Origin of the sequence: Margalitia sp. FSL K6-0131 (genome assembly GCF_038008735.1) — a bacterium.
Classification (GTDB): domain Bacteria; phylum Bacillota; class Bacilli; order Bacillales; family Bacillaceae_C; genus Margalitia; species Margalitia shackletonii.
The window spans coordinates 1,483,824-1,502,621 of the sequence record NZ_JBBOZS010000001.1 but is presented as its reverse complement, the minus strand read 5'-3'; the positions used below and the strand labels follow the sequence as shown (position 1 = coordinate 1,502,621).

General features: G+C 35.9%; 18 protein-coding genes. 5 read left to right on the top strand and 13 right to left on the bottom strand.

What is annotated here, in order from left to right:
* Positions 1 to 176: 176 nt before the first annotated feature.
* Together pnpS and NSQ59_RS07090 are read right to left on the bottom strand one after the other, a co-directional pair.
* The gene (gene pnpS, locus NSQ59_RS07095) at positions 177 to 1,949 is read right to left on the bottom strand and encodes a two-component system histidine kinase PnpS (protein ID WP_055738782.1); all 1,773 of its coding nucleotides are present in this window, start codon (positions 1,947 to 1,949) and stop codon (positions 177 to 179) included.
* A gap of 2 nt (positions 1,950 to 1,951) precedes the next feature.
* A complete protein-coding gene (locus NSQ59_RS07090; protein ID WP_055738781.1) occupies positions 1,952 to 2,647 on the bottom strand; it encodes a response regulator transcription factor in 696 nt (231 codons plus the stop codon).
* A gap of 357 nt (positions 2,648 to 3,004) precedes the next feature.
* Here NSQ59_RS07090 and NSQ59_RS07085 point away from each other — a divergent pair, with 357 nt between their 5' ends.
* Positions 3,005 to 3,241, top strand: a complete 237-nt coding sequence (locus NSQ59_RS07085; protein ID WP_055738780.1) for an indolepyruvate ferredoxin oxidoreductase subunit alpha — start codon at positions 3,005 to 3,007, stop codon at positions 3,239 to 3,241.
* Positions 3,242 to 3,395: 154 nt separating this feature from the next.
* On the opposite strand, the gene NSQ59_RS07080 is transcribed toward NSQ59_RS07085, so the two are convergent.
* Positions 3,396 to 3,980 (bottom strand): undecaprenyl-diphosphatase, encoded by a 585-nt coding sequence (locus NSQ59_RS07080; RefSeq protein ID WP_055738779.1) that lies wholly within the window; start codon positions 3,978 to 3,980, stop codon positions 3,396 to 3,398.
* A gap of 322 nt (positions 3,981 to 4,302) precedes the next feature.
* Here NSQ59_RS07080 and NSQ59_RS07075 point away from each other — a divergent pair, with 322 nt between their 5' ends.
* The gene (locus tag NSQ59_RS07075) at positions 4,303 to 5,595 is read left to right on the top strand and encodes a VTT domain-containing protein (protein ID WP_055738778.1); all 1,293 of its coding nucleotides are present in this window, start codon (positions 4,303 to 4,305) and stop codon (positions 5,593 to 5,595) included.
* Positions 5,596 to 5,667: 72 nt separating this feature from the next.
* On the opposite strand, the gene NSQ59_RS07070 is transcribed toward NSQ59_RS07075, so the two are convergent.
* From NSQ59_RS07070 to NSQ59_RS07050, 5 genes are all read right to left on the bottom strand, one after another.
* Entirely contained in the window at positions 5,668 to 6,390 is a 723-nt protein-coding gene (locus NSQ59_RS07070; protein ID WP_340830399.1) for a polysaccharide deacetylase family protein, read from the bottom strand.
* A gap of 206 nt (positions 6,391 to 6,596) precedes the next feature.
* Positions 6,597 to 7,826 (bottom strand): MGDG synthase family glycosyltransferase, encoded by a 1,230-nt coding sequence (locus NSQ59_RS07065; RefSeq protein WP_340830397.1) that lies wholly within the window; start codon positions 7,824 to 7,826, stop codon positions 6,597 to 6,599.
* A gap of 291 nt (positions 7,827 to 8,117) precedes the next feature.
* Positions 8,118 to 8,957, bottom strand: a complete 840-nt coding sequence (locus tag NSQ59_RS07060) for a polymer-forming cytoskeletal protein (RefSeq protein ID WP_055738775.1) — start codon at positions 8,955 to 8,957, stop codon at positions 8,118 to 8,120.
* Between the two features lie 12 nt (positions 8,958 to 8,969).
* On the bottom strand, positions 8,970 to 9,476 hold the full coding sequence (locus tag NSQ59_RS07055; RefSeq protein WP_055738774.1) for an anti-sigma factor family protein: 507 nt from the start codon (positions 9,474 to 9,476) through the stop codon (positions 8,970 to 8,972).
* The gene (locus NSQ59_RS07050) at positions 9,469 to 10,071 is read right to left on the bottom strand and encodes an RNA polymerase sigma factor (RefSeq protein ID WP_126648349.1); all 603 of its coding nucleotides are present in this window, start codon (positions 10,069 to 10,071) and stop codon (positions 9,469 to 9,471) included. Before NSQ59_RS07050 ends, NSQ59_RS07055 begins: the two co-directional genes overlap by 8 nt.
* A 389-nt stretch (positions 10,072 to 10,460) precedes the next feature.
* On the opposite strand from NSQ59_RS07050, the gene NSQ59_RS07045 reads away from it, so the two are divergent.
* Positions 10,461 to 11,471 carry a glycosyltransferase family 2 protein gene (locus NSQ59_RS07045; RefSeq protein WP_055738772.1) on the top strand — a complete coding sequence of 337 codons (1,011 nt, stop codon included), beginning with the start codon at positions 10,461 to 10,463 and terminating at the stop codon, positions 11,469 to 11,471.
* On the top strand, positions 11,468 to 11,893 hold the full coding sequence (locus NSQ59_RS07040; RefSeq protein ID WP_055738771.1) for a GtrA family protein: 426 nt from the start codon (positions 11,468 to 11,470) through the stop codon (positions 11,891 to 11,893). The genes NSQ59_RS07045 and NSQ59_RS07040 overlap by 4 nt, the downstream gene beginning before the upstream one ends.
* Before the next feature lie 33 nt (positions 11,894 to 11,926).
* Here the strand turns inward: NSQ59_RS07040 and NSQ59_RS07035 are convergent, their stop codons facing one another.
* The gene (locus NSQ59_RS07035; protein ID WP_445669203.1) at positions 11,927 to 14,071 is read right to left on the bottom strand and encodes a heavy metal translocating P-type ATPase; all 2,145 of its coding nucleotides are present in this window, start codon (positions 14,069 to 14,071) and stop codon (positions 11,927 to 11,929) included.
* 404 nt (positions 14,072 to 14,475) lie between these two features.
* Between NSQ59_RS07035 and NSQ59_RS07030 the strand changes: the two genes are divergently transcribed.
* A complete protein-coding gene (locus NSQ59_RS07030) occupies positions 14,476 to 14,796 on the top strand; it encodes an ArsR/SmtB family transcription factor (protein ID WP_055738769.1) in 321 nt (106 codons plus the stop codon).
* A gap of 33 nt (positions 14,797 to 14,829) precedes the next feature.
* On the opposite strand, the gene NSQ59_RS07025 is transcribed toward NSQ59_RS07030, so the two are convergent.
* The 4 genes from NSQ59_RS07025 to NSQ59_RS07010 all read right to left on the bottom strand — a co-directional run bounded on the left by NSQ59_RS07025 (position 14,830) and on the right by NSQ59_RS07010 (position 18,795).
* The gene (locus NSQ59_RS07025) at positions 14,830 to 15,132 is read right to left on the bottom strand and encodes an MGMT family protein (protein WP_340830391.1); all 303 of its coding nucleotides are present in this window, start codon (positions 15,130 to 15,132) and stop codon (positions 14,830 to 14,832) included.
* Between the two features lie 2 nt (positions 15,133 to 15,134).
* The gene (locus tag NSQ59_RS07020) at positions 15,135 to 15,851 is read right to left on the bottom strand and encodes a hypothetical protein (RefSeq protein ID WP_055738767.1); all 717 of its coding nucleotides are present in this window, start codon (positions 15,849 to 15,851) and stop codon (positions 15,135 to 15,137) included.
* A 6-nt stretch (positions 15,852 to 15,857) separates the two neighbouring features.
* Positions 15,858 to 16,934 carry a glycosyltransferase gene (locus NSQ59_RS07015; protein WP_126648354.1) on the bottom strand — a complete coding sequence of 359 codons (1,077 nt, stop codon included), beginning with the start codon at positions 16,932 to 16,934 and terminating at the stop codon, positions 15,858 to 15,860.
* Between the two features lie 169 nt (positions 16,935 to 17,103).
* Positions 17,104 to 18,795, bottom strand: a complete 1,692-nt coding sequence (locus tag NSQ59_RS07010; protein WP_340830385.1) for a DUF6044 family protein — start codon at positions 18,793 to 18,795, stop codon at positions 17,104 to 17,106.
* Positions 18,796 to 18,798 lie beyond the last annotated feature (3 nt).

The window sequence follows — 18,798 nt, the reverse complement described above, 5'->3', positions numbered from 1 at the left end:
GTTTGTAAAGGCGTTAAAGCTTGTTTTTCGGGTTGAAATAATGGTGATGTTCATTGAACAGACCGAAAACAGTATGGAACGGCACGAAATAGAAATTGCCCTTGAATGGCCCGGATTAGAACAAAAGACCTATATGTGTATACAAAAAAAGGACCATCTATCGAATAGATTAGTCCTCATGATTGTTTCTTCGGTAATGTAATAGTAAATTGTGTTCCTTTTCCTTCTTGACTTTCCACTTCAATAACTCCGCGATGAGATTCAACAAGATGCTTTACAATTGCTAATCCGAGTCCTGTTCCACCGGAATTTCTGGAACGTGCTTTATCCACCCGGTAAAATCGCTCGAAGATTCTTGGAAGGTCCTTTTCCGCAATGCCTATGCCTGTATCTTTTACAATCAATTTTACATCGGAAGCTTTTTCTTCCACATTTATTTCAATCATCCCATGCTCTGGAGTGTAAGTAATAGCATTGGCAACTAAATTTAAAATGATTTGCCTAATGCGATCTTTTTCCGCTTCCATATATAGTTCCTTAGTATCAGGAAGCTTTATATCAATATCCTTCTTACTCACTTCTTCTTGCAGTGTTTCTACTGTTTCATTGATAACATCCACGATATTGATAATTTCCGGATGTAACGGAAGCTGGTGCTGCTCGATTTTTGATAAATGTAAGATATCTGCAATTAAACGATGTAAACGATCACTTTCATCGTAAATAATCTGCAGAAAGGACCTACATAATTTTTCATCATACATAGCTCCATCCAGTAAGGTTTCTGCAAAGCCCTTTACTGACGTTACAGGTGTTTTCAGTTCGTGGGAAACATTTGCGACGAATTCACTTCGCATTTTTTCTAGGCGCCTTATATCTGTAATATCATGCAAAACGGTAATAACCCCATTAATATCTCCGTCAACACCTAAAAGTGGCGCAAAATGTGCATCTAATATCCTTTCCTTTGGAAAATAGATAGACACCTCTTCATGAATTTTAATGCCCAGTTTTAAAGAACGTTCGATTAATTGGCTTAAACCAAAGCTTTTTCCCGCTTCGATATGCAGCTTTCCTGTTAAATCAGATGCTTTTGCTCCAATGATTTGTTCCATAGCCGGATTGACAAGCGCAATTCTGCCGTTAGGATGGATTAACATCACACCGCTGACCATATTGGTCAACACACCAGTTAAACGTTGCTGATTTTCACGAATTTCATTCATTTGTTTTTGCAAACTGATGGCTAAAACATTTATTGCGTGAGACAATTCTCTTATTTCACCCGACGTTTTTAAACGAACCCTGCTGCTATAGTCGTTTTCCGATAATTTTCTTGCAACATGGATAATATCCTCAATAGGACGGGAAATGCCCTTTGCTAATTTTATACCAATGATACTGGACAAAATAAGCGTAACTCCCATAGCAAGTCCAAGGCTAATCCAAAGCTTCACGATAGCCTGTTCGATTTTTCCTAATGTATAGGCAGCGCGTATAACACCGATAATCTTATGGTTTTGCTGAATGGGGATCGCCATGTACATCATATTAAATCCCAATGTATGACTATAACGAACGGATTCCCCCATCTTTTTATGCTGTTCCACCACATTTTTAAACTCCGGTCGGTTGGAGTGATTTTCCATTTTACTTGGATCATCCTCTGAATCAGCTAAAACCTTTCCGGAGGTATTTATGATGGTAATCCTCGGCTGATTTTTTGCATAAAAACGTTCCACCGATTTTTGTAAGGAAGGATTATCATTCGTAACATTGGATACATCGATCACTTTTGACACTAAATTGGCATCCTGCAATAATTGTTGCCGTGTCATATCCATATAAGTTTTTTTCATCATATCCGCAATAAAAAAACCCATTGCCAGTAAAACAAAAAACAAAAGGATTAAGAATGTGAGCGAAATACGGAGCCAAAGCTTTTTCATGTTTACATTCCTTCCATTTTATAACCGAATCCTCTTATCGTTTTGATATATTGCGGCTGTTTCGTGTCTTCTTCAATTTTTTCGCGAAGATGACTGATATGTACATCTACAATTCGTGTATCTCCTGCATAATCATAATCCCAAACAGCATTCAATAATTGGTCTCTACTTAGTACTTTTCCAGAATGCTGTGTTAAATATAACAATAACTCAAATTCCTTTGGAGTTAATTCAAGCTTTATTCCTTTAAAGCGTGCTTCATATTGATCAGGCAAAACTTCCAAATCTCCTATTTTCAAAACCTTTTCAACGGTGGTTTCACTTTCTTCATTTATTTTTGTCCTGCGGAGGATTGCTTTTACCCTCGCTACAACTTCTCGAGGACTGAACGGCTTAGTTAAGTAATCATCAGCTCCAAGCTCAAGCCCAAGGATTTTATCTAATTCGTCATCTTTAGCTGTCAGCATTAAGATAGGAGTGTTTATTTTCTCTTGACGCAGTGACTTACAAATTTCCATACCATCCATTTCAGGTAACATTAAATCTAACACAATAAGATCCAGTTCTTCCTGACTTGCGATGGTGTAGCCTTCCTTTCCATTTAGAGCTGTAACTACAGTAAAACCTGCTTGCTCCAAATTGAATTTCAACAATGTCACAATAGAAGATTCATCATCTACAACTAAAATTTTCGTCACTACTTAATCCCCTCCATGATAGACCTATTCGATTTCATTCTACAATGTTGTAACTAAATGGGAAAGAAATTTCTGATTTGATAAAAGCGTATAAAATTATCCACATAATCCATTTTCATCCAATAATACTAATTAGAAACAAATGGCACTTAGAAAAAAATTTCTAAAAAAACATTTTATGAACTAGAAAAATAAGTTAAGATTAATTTAATTACTTTAAAATATGATAATATATAGAAGGATAATCTTAGGGGTATGTCAAATTCAAACATATCTCTTTAAAATATTTACCTACATTAGAAATTCAGACAGAACGGATTTCGTAAATAGGTTCAAGGAAAAGGTGGTTATTTCATTATGGCTTATGTCATTACATTCCCATGTGCAGGTGAAAAAGCGGCTGAATGTGTTGAGGTTTGTCCGGTCGATTGTATTGCAGAAGGAAAAGATCAATTTTACATTGACCCTGATATTTGTATCGACTGCGGTGCTTGCCAAGCGGTTTGTCCAGTGGACGCAATCTTCCATGAGGAAGAATTGCTTGATGAGGATTTACCATTCTTAGAAAAAGCACGCCAACACTTTAGCTCATAATAATACTTATGACATTCGCTCAACTGGATAGTTGAGCGTTTTATTTTTTTACATACAAAGAAAGGGCTGTTCATATAAACAGCCCTTTCTTTGTCGTTTAGGAATTTTAAAAAATTTTACTCTGTGGGTACTCTTTTAAAATGTGGTCCACGTCTTAGATTGACTTTTTGTAATCTCCTTTTGATTTGCGGCCAAATAAGGAATTGTAAAACTTGATAATGGCATCCAAAATAGGATTTAAGAATCTTTCTAATTTGCATATGATAAAGGTAACAATTGCCGCTACAATAATACTTCCGACTACGTCGAATGGATAATGCACCCCTACCCAAACGCGTGAAAAACCAGTTATGATCGCTAAAATAATCATCGGCACCCCAATTTTGCGATTACGAGCCCATAATGCAAAGGCAATGGCAAATGAACCTGTCGCATGATCGCTTGGGAAGGATGCATCTTCCGCATGCTTAATTAATGTATGGACATCATGATGCGTAACAAATGGACGCGGCTCATAATAAATTTTAGAAATAATAAGATTTGCCGCTAAAGCAACAATTCCTGTCCCTAGCGCATATAACGCGTTTCTTTTGCTCTTGTTTCCTCCCAAAAACCAAATTCCAAGTAAACAAATGGCATAAAGGACAAGAGCATAATTCGTGAAGAAAATCATGATGTCATCTAAAATAGTAGAATGACCAGATAAATTGTGGATTGATTGAAATAGTTGGTAATTCATTCCATTAATTCCTACTTTCTAATTTATTTTATCCCGTTTATGACGGAAATGCTCTTTAAAATGTTTCATTATTCTTTTAATAATTTTTTTGTCTAACAATATAAAGACTCTATTATTAAACAAAAAGTTCATGTATATTGAAAGTGTAAAAATTACCCATTAATAATTGGGTTTATGATAAGCCCAATACACCCACACTAAATAGTGGAATACATATCATTTTACAGAATAAAAGCAAATAAAACTACATTTTTCTTGAACTTTCGCGTTCCATAATCCGTCATTTTAATAGTAAATTGTTTTTAGGCATGGAGGAGTAAAAATGAATTTACTTATTCATTTAATAGACCAGTACGGTTATATCGTATTGTTTTTTTCGCTAATGTTAGAGCTGATTATAATACCAATCCCGAATGAAATACTTATGAGTTACGTTGGGTTTCGCGTATACCAGGGAAAGCTGAATTTATTCTTAACCATCCTGTTTGGTGGACTTGGAGGTATTATTGGGGTAACGATTTCCTATTGGATTGGGTATAAGCTAGGAGCTCCATTCTTTAATAAATATGGCAGTAAAATTCATATGGGGCCGGACAAAATTGAAAAAATGTCGAAGTGGCATCGAAAATATGGAAAAAGATTATTATTATTTTCCTACTTCATCCCGGGGGTTCGCCATGTAACAAGTCTTTTTTCCGGGGTTACAAGAATTTCCTTTAAATCATATGCAATTTTTGCTTATATAGGCGTATTTCTATGGGTAGGTACATTTATTTTCCTGGGCAAAATTTTTGGACCTAAATGGGAGCAATTTCACCAGCAGGCAAAGATCTATGTCATTATCGGTTGTGTGGTTATCGGAATTATTTATTTACTGTATTTCCTAATCAAAACATACAAGACTCAAATCAAAGAAAATTTAATTCTTCTATTTGTTCATACATTTATGCGTTTTAGAAGCTTTATTAAAATAAAATTACTTATTTTTTTTATCACCGTTTTGTTTATCGCTTTATTTAGTTTAATGATCGGATTAATAGATGATTTTATCGGAAACGAGTTCCAGCAGTTTAATACAATTGCAAATACGGTTGTGTTATATGCATTCAACCAAAATTGGACCCATTTAATGAAAATCTTCAGCAGATTAACATCATGGCAATCTCTTTTAGCCGTTGGCATCCTTACTGTTATTTGGATCGGAATAAAAGGGAAAAATAAATTATTGGAATATCAGTACTATGTAATCGGAATTATTGGTGGTGTTTTATTAAGTAAAGGGCTGCCTTTCCTGTTTAATATGATAACAACAGGAAAAGTAGTCAGTAAAAATTTCCCGAGTGAGGAAACCTTGCTGACCATAGTAATATATGCTTTCTTTATGTATGTTGTTGTCAGACATAGTAAAAACAGTTTGTTGAACACCATCATTGTCAGTTTAGAAATATTAATCATGCTTGTTATTACCGCAAGCCATATCTATCTAGGATATCAGCATCCGAGCGATCTTGTTGCAGGATATACGTTTGGCGGCGTGTGGATTTGCTTAGTTATTTTGTTAATTGAACTTTCGAGATTATTGAATTTAATCAAGCAATCCTCCACTACGAAATAAGAACCCGTAAAGCTGCGGGTTCTTTTTGTTATAAAAAAAGACCGAACAAAAATGTCCAGCCTCCTAAGTGGTCTATATATGTGATTGTCTTATATGAAGCTTATTTCCTGCAATTTCATCAATTCGTGTGAATTGAACGCCTTGTTTTTTTAATGCAGTGAAAACATGCTTTAATCCTTCAATTGTATAGGAAGGGGCGTCCTCATTTGCTCCCCAAGTTTCACCGCTGTCATGCAATAAAATAATATCTCCAGGTTTTACATGATTCAATATGCCGTGAATAATTTTTTTACTTCCGCCTTTACTGCGCCAATCTCCAAACATTTTTGACCATAATATTAATTGAAATTTACCAAGTAAGAAAAAATCAAAGAAATTCATCAATCCCCATGGAGGACGGTAGTAAATTGGCCTTTCGCCGGTAATACCTTCAATGATTGCGGCTGATTTTTCTAAATCTCGTCTAACCGTCCAAGGCATCATCAGCCAATTGGAACGATGCACATAATTATGAATACCAATTAAATGGCCTTCATGATGCATTCTTAAAATTAGTTCTGGATTTTTTTCCGCTTTCGAACCAACTACAAAAAAGGTTGCTTTGATTCGATGTTTTTTTAGTAAGTCCAGAAGCTGTGCAGTATATTTCGGATCTGGGCCGTCATCAAAAGTAAAAGCGACCCCGCATTTTGCTTTGTCCTTACGAAGAACACCTATCCCAAGCCATGTGGATAGGATATAGGGAACTACAGTATATAAAAGAATAATAGCAAGGATTAGAAACAATACCCTCATCTGAAATTACATCCCTTCCTTAGTAATGTCTAGTCCCAGCGCCTATCGACTCGCAAACTTCGGGTCTCTACCCTATGATAAGTCAACATCAGGTAAAATTAGATTTCAAATTTTACTAGCTCCTATACTCCTGACTGTGTTTCCTAAATCATGCGTCGAGGCCTTATAGTTTGTACATCAATGGGCAGGCGCTTCCTCTTTTCGCATTAAATATGACTATAAAAAGCACCTTCTCGTTTCAATAAGCGATTTGTTCTCCATTTTGTCATGGGCGATAATTCCGCTTCATAAAAGGGTCTTTGATTCATCATATACTCGGTTATAATGTCAACCGCATCAAATGCAGCTTCTTTTCTATTAATATTTCTCGCATTGTCTCTCATGCTTAACACTACGGCAGGATTTTTTAAAACGGTTGAAATGGATGCAATTATTTCGGATCCACTCTTTGCTTTTACGGCAACTCCTGCTTTTGTTAAAAATAAAGCATTCTCCTGTTCTTGGCCAGGAAGAGGTTTGTACAGAATCATCGGCAGTTCCATTGCAATGGCCTCTGAGGTTGTAACTCCGCCAGGCTTCGTTACAATTAAATCTGAAATAGCCATTAGTTCCTGTACATGCTCAATATATCCGAATAAAAGTATATGATGTTTGGAAGAATGAAGCCCTTCTTCTAATTGCTTCCGTAATTTTTCATTTCGCCCACACAAAATAATAAATTGAGCTTTAAAAGGCAAGGTGTCCAATGTATCCGCATTTAAAAGTTCTTCTCCAATTAATCCATCTCCGCCACCCATAATTAAAATGGTTGGAAGTTCTGGATTTAATCCATGTTTTCGAACCCATGCTTCCTTTTTCATCGGTTGAAGAAATTTTGTTCGAATTGGTATACCTGTACAAGTGATTTGTTCTCCTGTGATACCTAATTGAATTAATTCCTGTCTAACACCATTTGAGCCAACAATATAATGATCGGTAAACGGATGAATCCAATAGCTATGTGTCGAATGATCCGTTATGACAGTTACCAATGGAACATTCGTAAGTCCATATTCCTTTAATTTAGACAGAATACCCGCAGCAAAAGGAAATGTGCTTACTACAACTGTCGGTCTGATTTGTTGTAATAACTTCAACATTTTTCCCATTCCCGCTGACATTATATTATTTAAACCCAATGAAAAAGCATTTCGATCATGTGTTTTTTTATATAAATAACCATAAAGCTGCGGTAGCTTTTGAATACTTTTCATATATACATAATGGCTAATCGGATAAACATTTGGGTGGGCCCAAGCCATAAAATCTACCACGATAGACTCAAAGTTCGGAAGACGAAGCTCGGCAGCCTCTTTAATAGCAGTTGCTACTTGTTGGTGTCCTTGACCAAATGATCCAGATAAAATCAAAATTTTTTCCTTTTTTTTCATAACCATATTAAATCTCCTCTTTTGCCTTTAAATCTTTAAAAAGATAAAAAGGAGGATATATTCTTTGGTATTATCCTTTGAAATTTAAAGGATTCTTATTAATAGACTTGTCTGCTCTGTTAAAAGTTCATTTTATAATTAAATTTATTACTAAAACATAAAAAAACCCTTAACATTAGCTAAGGATTTGATTAAAGTTTTCTTATACCAATAGGATCGTGCGCAATCATTATCGTCAATAGATTTATATTGAGAATCAACAACTATGCTTCGTTTAGAAATTTTTTTAAAAATGGTCTACGACTTTTTTCTTTTTGTAGTAAATTTATAATACAGCCATGACACGGTTAAACCTAATGAAAACCATGAAATGATTAATAAAATGATCCCACCGAATAGCGGAAAGTTTATCGCAGCCACAATGAATGAGGATCCAGCTAAAAGCACTAACCATTTTGGTTTTCCTTCAAATAGCTTCAATTGACTTCCCAGCTGTCCGCTTAAAAAAATTAGTCCGGCAATAAGAGAAATAATGACCCCAATTAAAATGATAATGACAATTGGGATTCCAATAATTAAAATGGTTAATAAGACACTAATCGCAAAAAGTGCAAGGCTGGAAATAAACCCTGTAATAATCATTCTTCCCGGCTTCATCGTAAGTCCTTCCGGAAGAGAATTAAATTTATGCTTCGTTGCAATTCCAGCAATAACCGTTATAAGAACTAGGAGAATGCTTAGTGCAAGACGAGTAATCCACGATGCCAAAAACAATAAGCCGCCAAGGATAAAACTATTTTTCGTTTGATCATTCAAGTTCAATGAAATAATCGGCTCTGTCACCTTGGCACCTATTTCTTGATTAATTTGACCGCCAATGACGAGGACCGGACCTTTTATATTAGCAGTCTTATTAATTTGTAAATTTCCATTAATCACAACGACTGCTACCCTGACTTCCCCATTGATGGTTGCATTATCACCTAGAACAATGACATTTTCTACTTTTTCATTTTTGGGAATGATCGTTTCCTTTTGATTGACAATATTTTTTTCGTCCGCTAACACTGGTGTCAGCAAAAGAGCGGAAATGATAACCATCACCATAAAACTTAAAAGAACCCTAAATCCTTTCATCCGTACATCCCCTTATTCTGCTGTTTTTGTCCGTAACAAATAGCGAACGGACCAAACGGATAATCCAACGATGATAATCGTTGTTATAGCAAAAACTTCTGATAGAAATGGAATGGACGATAGAACCGAAACAAATGCATGTGACAAACTAACTGCAATTTTAATCATTTCAGAAACAACTGTCACTCCTACAAATAAAATATCACTAAAAGCAAATAAACAGATAGCGATGGTGATTGCCAAGAATAAAGTCGGCAACCCTACGATCCATTTATAGTAAATGGAATTGACAGGATTTATCTCCTTGATTTTGGCCATTACGGCATTTTCAAATTGAAAATCAGGAATCTCGATGGATCCATATAATAAAGAAATTCCCTGTTTTATTTCTTGTAATTCATGAAGTGCAGTATCACATCTGCTGCATAAAGCTAGATGATTTTTTACTTTTATATTTTCTTTTTCGCTCAATTCATCGTCTAAATAAGCGGAGAGGAGTTCATCAACATGTTCACTCATTTTCATCACCTCTGGAAAGTTCCTTCTTTAAAATACCTCTAGCTGTATTAATTCGGGATTTTACTGTTCCAATAGGAATTTTCAAAATCCCGCTAATCTCCTCATATGAATAGCCCTGTACATCACGAAGAACGAGCGCTGATCGATGCTCGAAAGATAATTTTTTCATGGCTTCCTGGATGATGAGCTTTGTGTTTGAACTATCGATTGGAGAAGAAGAATGGCGGAGAGAATTTTGCTCCAAATTTTCCATTTGCACATATTTATTTTTTTTGTTTTTTTTAAGCCTATCATAACATAAATTGGATACAATCCTTGTTAACCAAGAAACAAAGGCAAAATCATTATCTAGTTTACTTAGAGAATAAAACGCCTTTACAAAGGCTTCCTGTGCAACATCCTCTGCCTCTCCGCGGTCATTCATCATCGCATATGCATGCCGGAATACTTGACCTTTATATCTCGAGACGAGCGCTGAAAATGCTTCTTCACTGCCACCCCTTGCTTCTTTTATTAATAGCGTTAATTCATGGTCCACAGCTTCAACTCCTTGAAAGAAAAGCGAAAGCCAATCAGCAATTGCCGATACATCCATTCGTTTCCTACAGTCCTAATAATGGATTGTTATATTAAAAGACATCTAAAATCTCGAAAAAGTTCACGTCTTTTTTTAAAAATTTCCCTATTAAAAAAGCGCAAGTGCCGCAGCTCTTTCGAACGGAATTCGTAATCTTCGACGCAAGATTTAGCAAACACATTAACTACTGCTTTATATCATAAAAAAATTTTATACTTTCTTATCCTTAATGAAAGTATAATTTTATACATCCTTACAGAAAATAGTATAGGTGGTAAACATTGTTTTATGTATATCAAATTAATTTTTAAAGCTACGAACTTTTTTCATTTCTATTCAGTCTCTTTACTTGAAAAATACTTATTAAAGAATAGACCTATACTATCATTTTTAAAGGAGTTATAAAAATGAACATACCAGTACTTACGATTGTTGTACCTTGCTACAATGAAGAAGAAGTACTTCATGAAACAACGAAACAATTGTCAGAGATAATTTCGCAAATGATAAAAGAAAATCTTATAACGGATAAAAGCAAAATATTGTATGTGGATGATGGTAGCCGGGACAAGACTTGGGCAATCATCGAAGAATTAAATGGAGTACACCCATTTGTTACAGGGTTAAAATTAGCCCATAATGTCGGTCATCAAAAGGCATTATTAGCAGGGCTTGAAGTTGCGGGAAAAAATTCAGATTGTGTGATTTCAATCGATGCAGATTTACAGGATGATATATCGGTTATAAAGGAGTTTATATTAAAATTTCATGAAGGATACGAGATAGTATATGGTGTCCGAAAAAGCAGAGAAACGGATACTTTCTTTAAAAGAGCAACTGCACAAGGTTTTTATCGTTTCATGCAAAAGATGGGGGTTAATGTCGTTTATAACCATGCTGACTATCGATTGATGAGTAAAAGAGCTCTTGAGGAACTCAGCCGCTACAAGGAGCAAAATTTGTTTCTGCGTGGAATTGTCTCGTTAATTGGACTGAAAACAACGGAGGTATATTACGACCGTAAAGAAAGATTTGCAGGGGAATCAAAATATCCATTGAAAAAAATGCTTTCCTTTGCTTTTGACGGGATTACTTCCTTTAGTGTAGCGCCTATTCGTTTCATCACCTTTATAGGCTTTTTATCCTTTTTAATCAGCAGCTGCGTAGGGATCTATGCCTTGGTAATTAAATTTATGGGACATGCTAACACCGGATGGACCTCATTAATGGTCTCAATTTGGTTTCTAGGCGGACTTTTATTAATGAGCGTCGGGTTAATCGGTGAATATATTGGGAAAATTTACGAGGAAACGAAGGGACGGCCAAGGTTTGCAATTGAAACAGACTTATATACGGATGAAATGGTGAAAAGCGAAGTTGGTGCACGATTTAATATGATTCGAGGGAAAAAGGGATGAAGCATTCCTTTTTTCGCTTTTTGTTAGTTGGAATTATTAACACCATTATCGGATTATCTTTCATGTATCTCTTTCTGCATCTTTTTCATTTTTCCTATTGGCTTTCTACATTTATCGGAAATACAATTGGTTGCTGTGTTAGCTATTTTTTAAACAAATCCTTTACCTTTAAAAGCGACAAATCATTTGCCAGCAGTATCATACGCTTTATCCTTGTCATTCTAATTTGTTACGTCTTTTCTTATTATGTTGGGGAGAAACTTGCCTTGCTTCTTTTTACACAGTTAAACTTTCTGCCTTCCATATACGGAAAAGACGCGGCAGTTCTATTCGGAACCGGTATATATACTATATGTAACTATATCGGGCAAAAATATTTTGTATTTAGAAGTGAGCCATTAGTGAAGGAATGGAATCAATAAGGCAGCCCTTGAGCTGCCTCTTCCATGAAAATATTATGCTGAAACAGGACTAGGCTTTACGCGTAATACTCGCATCGCATTTAAAACAGCGAGCAGAGTGACTCCAACATCGGAAAAGACTGCCTCCCACATCGTTGCAATGCCAAAGGCGCCCAATAGAAGAAAAACAGCCTTAATTCCGAGGGCAAAAAGAATATTCTGCCAGACGATGTTTCTTGTTCGTTTCGCTAATTGGATGGCATCTACAATTTTTGACGGTTCATCTGTCATGATAACAATATCTGCTGCTTCAATTGCTGCATCAGAGCCAAGCCCCCCCATTGCCATTCCAACGTCTGCTCTTGCCAAGACAGGAGTGTCATTCAGGCCATCTCCGACAAAAACGATTTTTTCTTTCGGAAGCTTTTGTTGATCTAATTTTTCTATCTCTTCTACTTTATTTTGCGGCAATAATTCTGCATGCACCTCATCGATTCCTAGTTTTTGTCCGATTGCTTTTCCTACTTTTTGGACATCTCCTGTAAGCATAACCGTCTTTTTAATGCCTAATTTCTTTAAAGAACGGATTGTATTTCCTGCATCCTCTTTCACTTCATCCGAAATAACGATGTAACCTGCAAACTCATTATCGACAGCAAGATAAACAATAGTTCCAATCTCTGCCGGTTCTGAAAAAGAAATATTATGTTGTTTCATCAGCTTTCTGTTTCCCGCGAGAATTTCTTTTCCATCTACTGTTACTTTTACACCAAATCCTGAAAGTTCCTCATAGTTCGTAATCAACTGCTCCATGACCGCTTCCTTGTATGCTTTCCTGATTGATTCTGCAATTGGGTGATTCGAATGAGTTTCAGCATATGCCGCATACTTTAAGATATCTTCCTCGGAAACATTATTCGCGGAATAAATTTTCGTAACTTGAAATACCCCTTTTGTAAGTGTTCCAGTTTTATCAAATACGACATATTTTACATCGTTTAGAGCTTCTAAATAGTTGCTGCCCTTAACTAAAATACCTGATTTAGAAGCTGCACCAATTCCGCCAAAGAAACCAAGAGGTATAGAAACGACCAGGGCACATGGACAAGAAATAACTAAAAAGACAAGCGCGCGGTAAATCCAGTCGGAAAAGTGAGCACCGCTAATCAGCATAGGAGGAATGAAGGCAAGCGCTAATGCTACAATTACGACAACAGGTGTATAGTACCTTGCAAATTTCGTAATAAAATTCTCTGTCGGTGCTTTTCGGCTGCTGGCATTTTCGACTAGGTCCAATATTTTCGAGACGGTTGATTCCCCAAATAGCTTCGTTACCTTGACGGTTAAAAGACCATTTTGATTCATAAAACCGCTAAGAATTTCATCGCCTGCTATCACTTGGCGAGGAACTGATTCTCCAGTAAGTGCTGATGTATCAATCATCGAGCTTCCTTCTATAACAACACCGTCCAGAGGTACCTTTTCACCAGGTTTAATGACAATGATTTCCCCGATTTGAACGTCCTCAGGCGATTTCTTTAATAAAGTTTTGCCCATCTTTACATTTGCAAACTCCGGTCGAATATTCATCAGTTTACTAATCGATTTTCTTGAACGATTTACCGCCATACCTTGAAATAACTCTCCAACCTGGTAAAAAAGCATCACTGCAACACCTTCCGGATACTGCTTCACAGCAAAAGCACCGATGGTTGCAAGTGCCATTAAAAAGTGCTCATCAAATACCTGACCGCGAATAATATTTTTAACAGCCCGTAAAACAATGTCTCCACCGACTACTAAATAAGCAATAATAAATAATCCGAATTCAATCATTCCTGTTACTGGAGCAAATATTCCTATTGCTGTTAAAATGGCGCCAATGCCTAATCGGATTACCATCGTTTGATTGAAATTGCCATGGTCATGATCATGACTGTGATGTTCATGTTCCCCTTTTTCTTTCGCATGAATATGCGGTTCTAATCTCTTTACGGTTTCCTTCGTTACGGTTATTACGTTCTCTAATTGTTGTTCTTCCACTTCCAATGAAAGGGTTTTTGTCGCAAAATTTACTGTGCTTGAGCGAACTCCGGAAATATCCTTTACACCATTTTCTATTTTCAGCGCACAATTGGCACAGTCTAATCCCTCAAGGGTAAATTCTTTTTTTATCATTTTCTTTTGAAGTGCTTCCATCGTTTTTATCTCTCCTCTGCACCTGGTGAAATTTGAAGTGCCAATTTCACTTTGACATAACAACGTTAAAAGACTTTTTATAAATAGTATGAATGATTCAATGGTGAAATATTATTATAAAAATGCATATATGAACAACTAATCATATAATGTACTTGTATTTATTATATGTAACATATTTGAAAGGTGTCAATAATAATCGATAATTAATTCAAATTTTTTCTATATTAGTGATTTTGCTGATTTTAGCACTGTCAGTACACGTAAACAGGAAATATTTAAATAGCTAAACTTTAGCATTTGTGACGAATAAGGCAGAGTGAACATCAATTTTCATAAATTCATTGTCTTATACTATAGATTTTTTTATACTTAGGAAAAAGAAAATTTCAGGGGTGAAAAACATGAACGAGGAAAATGAGCCAATTGAAAGTTATGAACTTGATGAAGAAACTTTATTTATGGTTTCCCAGACATTTAAAGCATTATCGGACCCGACACGTCTGAGAATTTTGAATCTATTATTTTCCGGTGAACATTCCGTTAACGATATAGCAGAATCCCTTTCCTTGCTTCAATCAACCGTTTCCCACCAACTGCGTTTTTTAAAAAATGTCCGACTTGTTAAATTCCGCAGAGAGGGTACGACCATATACTACTCACATGATGATGAACATGTTATGGAATTGTTAAGGAAGGCTATTGAACATTCCTATCACACTTGACCATAGAAAAAATGCCTAACTACGTTGAAATAGTTAGGCATTTTTATCAGGATGATATTGAAATTGTGATAAATTTATCGACCAATTCGTGACCTTAACACCTTCGAATTGAAGCGCCAATTTTTGTTCATCATCTTTTAAGGAAATTTCCCCCTTTGAACTTATGACACGATGCCATGGGAGCTTATGCTTTTTACTCATGGAGTGAAGAATTCTGGCAACCTGTCTTGCCCCTCTAGGACTTCCTGCAAGTGAAGCGATTTGTCCGTAAGTCATTACTTTTCCTGGTGGAATAGTGCGAATTATTCCGATAACCTTAGCTGTAAATGGCGACATCGTTAACCCCTTCCATCCTGTTTAATATCTCCACACTCTACCGCTAAACGATTAAGTTCAGCTTGGATTTTATTGTATACGATTTGTTTTTCTTCCTTAAATATTTGTCCATCCCTAAAAGATATACCCTGATTTCCAATAATGGTTCTTTTATTCTTGCTGACGTATAATGGGACAAAGCAAACATGCTGTCCGGTTGTCTTGAAATAATATTTTTCTAAAGAAAGAAAACCATCATACATATCCTTCATTTCTGATGAACTATCACTGTAATCTCTATCCGGAAAAATTGCAATGCTTTCTCCTTTGACTAATGCGGCAGTACTTTGTTTAAAGGTATTCACAATTTGCCTTGACCCTCGATATACCGGAATCCCTTTACAGGAACGGAGAAGCTTTGATACGGTAAAAGATAATAAAAATGCACATATTTTTGCCCAGCTGCGATTCCAGCCAAATCTCTCTGTAAAAGTGTAATTTACATATTGATCGTAGCACGCTTTTCGATCAAGAAAAACATGAAGAATCCACGCATGGATACATTCCCTGAACCATAACAAAAGGATAAAAGGGCCAAATAAATTTTGATGATGGGTGATATACACAACCGGGCCTGGATTGTTTGGCAATTGGACCGTGTACTTTGGATAAAAAATCCGGACAATTGACCTGCATATTCGAAAAAAGTTTCCATAGAAATTTTTCTTTAACTGTTTCACTGCTCCTTAATACATCCTTTTTCTTTTTTTAAAAACCCAATGAAGCTGTATTTGATAGCTGCATATTCCGATAAGTATGTCGAAGCATATTTTCGCTAAAACAACATTAATCCCTAAAAATTTATTCGTAAATGTAATCAGTAAATATGAAGTAATGATAATAGCAAGACACAAAATATAATAGTTTAAGACAGACTTAAAAAATGTATTACTACCTTTAAAGACAATTCTTCGATTTATGTAAAAATTATAGGATGAGGAAATTGCCCTGGCTACGAACGTAGCGTAAAACACACGCATTTCGAGGGACAATTCCTTTAAAAGAAAATTATTAAGTAATACAAAGAAGAAAATATCAATAATGCCAGATGTGACTGTCGAAAAAAAATATTGCAAAAACCCTGAAATGAGACGGATAAAAATTCGGGTGGAATCAACGATAGAATTATAATGTGAGCCCTCATTATTATTAAAATACACAGTCTCAATTGGGACCTCACTGATAGTTAAATTCATTTTTTTTGCTTGTATAAGCATGTTCATTTCGTATTCGTAACGCTCACCTTGTAATTTTATAATGGAAGGAAGGACATTTGTCGGTATTCCCCTTAAACCTGTCTGTGTATCTTTTATGTTATATCCATACAGCAGACGGAAAATAAAGCTTGTCAACTTATTTCCTATCAAGCTGCGTTTTGGAATATCCACCTCATCAAAATCCCTGACCCCTAAAATGATCCCTTCATCATTTCCTTCCAATGCATCAGCAATTCTACAAACATCTTTTACCGTGTGCTGTCCATCCGCATCCGCAGTAATAACACCAACCAAATCCTTAAAATGCTCTAAAAAGTATGCAAAGGCTGTTTTTAATGCTCTGCCTTTGCCGCGGTTAACAGCATGGGTAAGAACCGTACACCTTTCCATCGCATCCAACTTTTCGAAAATAGGTATCAGTTCTTTGTTGCTCCCATCGTTTACTACAATAATTTGCGGAACACCATTACTTAACAAAGCAGCAACATAATGAATTAAATCTTCTGCAGGATTAAGGACAGGTATAATGACTGCACATTTTTTCATCCTTTTCACCCCCTTTCACACCCTAAAGCTCCTGAATTCATTTCAATTTTATACTTTCTAATTTTCTATTTCTACGATTTATGCTTGGGATTAAAACGGAAGTACATGAAATGTACTTCCGCCTTAATATGTTGCCGTCCAACAGCAACCCCTACTGATTGTAGCTATTTTATTTCGCTTCATATAAATATATTTTCCATGCCGCATCTTTATCATCAAATGATTTCAGAAAATGTAATCCATCTTGCTCCGCATTCAGGATCGGGACAGAAGAAAATATGTATTTTCCGCCAAGCTTCTTGAAGGCATTTATATTTAAATCCAGATGGTGAATTTTCTTCTTTGAATCCTTGCGAAAATCATATTTTTTTCCAAGTTCAGCAACAAACAGATAACAACGTCCGCCCCAAGTATCAAAATAGTCCTTTAAGGAAGGGCTTTTATCCAGCTCACCTGCAATAATTTTGCGGAATTCATGCTTATAAGATAACGGATAAAAATTATTATATGTATCGATCGTATAGAATCCATTATATTGTGCGATAGCGGGATGAAGACCAATGCTTGCCACCCGATACGAGTTCTTAGGCTTTCCAATATAATCACTGATTTCTTTAAATTCATGAACGGCATAAAATTGTTTAAAAGATGGCGATCCGGCTACACGATAATATATTTCCGGATTACATGCACATAAAATAATAATCTGCATGATTAAGCATACCTTTACAAATTCTCGCCAATTCCGCCCATATTTCCAGAGAATATAGGACCCAACTGCAAACATCATGTAGATGATAAGCGGCCGCAAAAAGTGAAAGCGGGCAAAATTAAAGGTATTCAACAAACTAATTCTTTCCTTTAATGGCTCCCAGCCTATATAAAACCAAAATGCATACCATAAGGAAAGAACAAAATTAAGAATAAAAATTTGGATATATCGTTTTTCTGTTCTAAATATCTTTTCTTTCCAAAGCTTCCATATGACTATAAAGGAAAGCGGGACTATGACTAGAGTGTGCAACGTCATTACATGGGTATGCCCCAGAAAATAATTTTTGAACGTTAACCGAATGCAATGCCAGAATCCTAGTGTTGAGCTGACAAATTCATCTCTGCTTGTCGGTTCAGTTGGAAACACTAGCGAATATACAAGACGATATTCAATCCCCAGAAATAGCAATGTCATAAAAGCAATACTGCCCAAAAATTTAAAGTTCCAATCCCGCTTTACTATTAAATCACGCAGCCAAAGCAGACCCATTGCAACAAGGAAAAAGAAAAAGCCCAAAACAAAACTAGAGTAGAATGGCAATAGGGTAAGAGTAAGCCATTCTTTCCACGTCCCTTTTCGTTCTCTAATGGTTAAAAAAGCCCAAAGAGCAAGCGGCTGTCCAAGTGTACTTAGCATCCCAGATGGCCAAACAGGTGTCAATGCAAATGCTAAGGAAACCCAAACCCGTATCGGATAAGCATCATCTTCCTTAATAAAATGCCTTCTTAACAATAAATACATTCCAATAAATGCAAAAATCCGAATTAATGTTTGGCTGATTCCATATGCCACCATTGGCGGAAACATTTCATAAAGCCATTGTATTCCACTAAATTCTGTACCGAAGGCATTTCTTGGCAGACCATTGATAATCTGTGGAATGGTCGCATTAATTGGTCCAAAAAGTTCTCCGCTTTCTTTCATCACTTTATACCAGGCAATATTGGAGTCCATGTTATCATGTACCCGAATATGACTGTTTTCACCTAAAAAAAACATAGGAGCGAGAAACACAATCAGAATTATTGCTGCAATTAGTAATAGCTTTTTTTCCTTCATCCAATACTTAGCAGTTTCTACATTCATTTC

What these genes read in the sequence shown, in the direction of transcription:
- NSQ59_RS07035 (WP_445669203.1), bottom strand. Translation starts at nt 14,071, where the DNA reads ATGGAAGCACTTCAAAAGAAAATGATAAAAAAAGAATTTACCCTTGAG.
- NSQ59_RS07050 (WP_126648349.1), bottom strand. Translation starts at nt 10,071, where the DNA reads ATGGATGTATCGGCAATTGCTGATTGGCTTTCGCTTTTCTTTCAAGGA.
- NSQ59_RS07060 (WP_055738775.1), bottom strand. Translation starts at nt 8,957, where the DNA reads ATGAAAGGATTTAGGGTTCTTTTAAGTTTTATGGTGATGGTTATCATT.
- NSQ59_RS07085 (WP_055738780.1), top strand. Translation starts at nt 3,005, where the DNA reads ATGGCTTATGTCATTACATTCCCATGTGCAGGTGAAAAAGCGGCTGAA.
- NSQ59_RS07025 (WP_340830391.1), bottom strand. Translation starts at nt 15,132, where the DNA reads ATGTCGCCATTTACAGCTAAGGTTATCGGAATAATTCGCACTATTCCA.
- NSQ59_RS07070 (WP_340830399.1), bottom strand. Translation starts at nt 6,390, where the DNA reads ATGAGGGTATTGTTTCTAATCCTTGCTATTATTCTTTTATATACTGTA.
- NSQ59_RS07040 (WP_055738771.1), top strand. Translation starts at nt 11,468, where the DNA reads ATGAAGCATTCCTTTTTTCGCTTTTTGTTAGTTGGAATTATTAACACC.
- NSQ59_RS07075 (WP_055738778.1), top strand. Translation starts at nt 4,303, where the DNA reads ATGAATTTACTTATTCATTTAATAGACCAGTACGGTTATATCGTATTG.
- NSQ59_RS07010 (WP_340830385.1), bottom strand. Translation starts at nt 18,795, where the DNA reads ATGAATGTAGAAACTGCTAAGTATTGGATGAAGGAAAAAAAGCTATTA.
- NSQ59_RS07055 (WP_055738774.1), bottom strand. Translation starts at nt 9,476, where the DNA reads ATGAGTGAACATGTTGATGAACTCCTCTCCGCTTATTTAGACGATGAA.
- NSQ59_RS07065 (WP_340830397.1), bottom strand. Translation starts at nt 7,826, where the DNA reads ATGGTTATGAAAAAAAAGGAAAAAATTTTGATTTTATCTGGATCATTT.
- NSQ59_RS07030 (WP_055738769.1), top strand. Translation starts at nt 14,476, where the DNA reads ATGAACGAGGAAAATGAGCCAATTGAAAGTTATGAACTTGATGAAGAA.
- NSQ59_RS07080 (WP_055738779.1), bottom strand. Translation starts at nt 3,980, where the DNA reads ATGAATTACCAACTATTTCAATCAATCCACAATTTATCTGGTCATTCT.
- NSQ59_RS07015 (WP_126648354.1), bottom strand. Translation starts at nt 16,934, where the DNA reads ATGAAAAAATGTGCAGTCATTATACCTGTCCTTAATCCTGCAGAAGAT.
- NSQ59_RS07045 (WP_055738772.1), top strand. Translation starts at nt 10,461, where the DNA reads ATGAACATACCAGTACTTACGATTGTTGTACCTTGCTACAATGAAGAA.
- pnpS (WP_055738782.1), bottom strand. Translation starts at nt 1,949, where the DNA reads ATGAAAAAGCTTTGGCTCCGTATTTCGCTCACATTCTTAATCCTTTTG.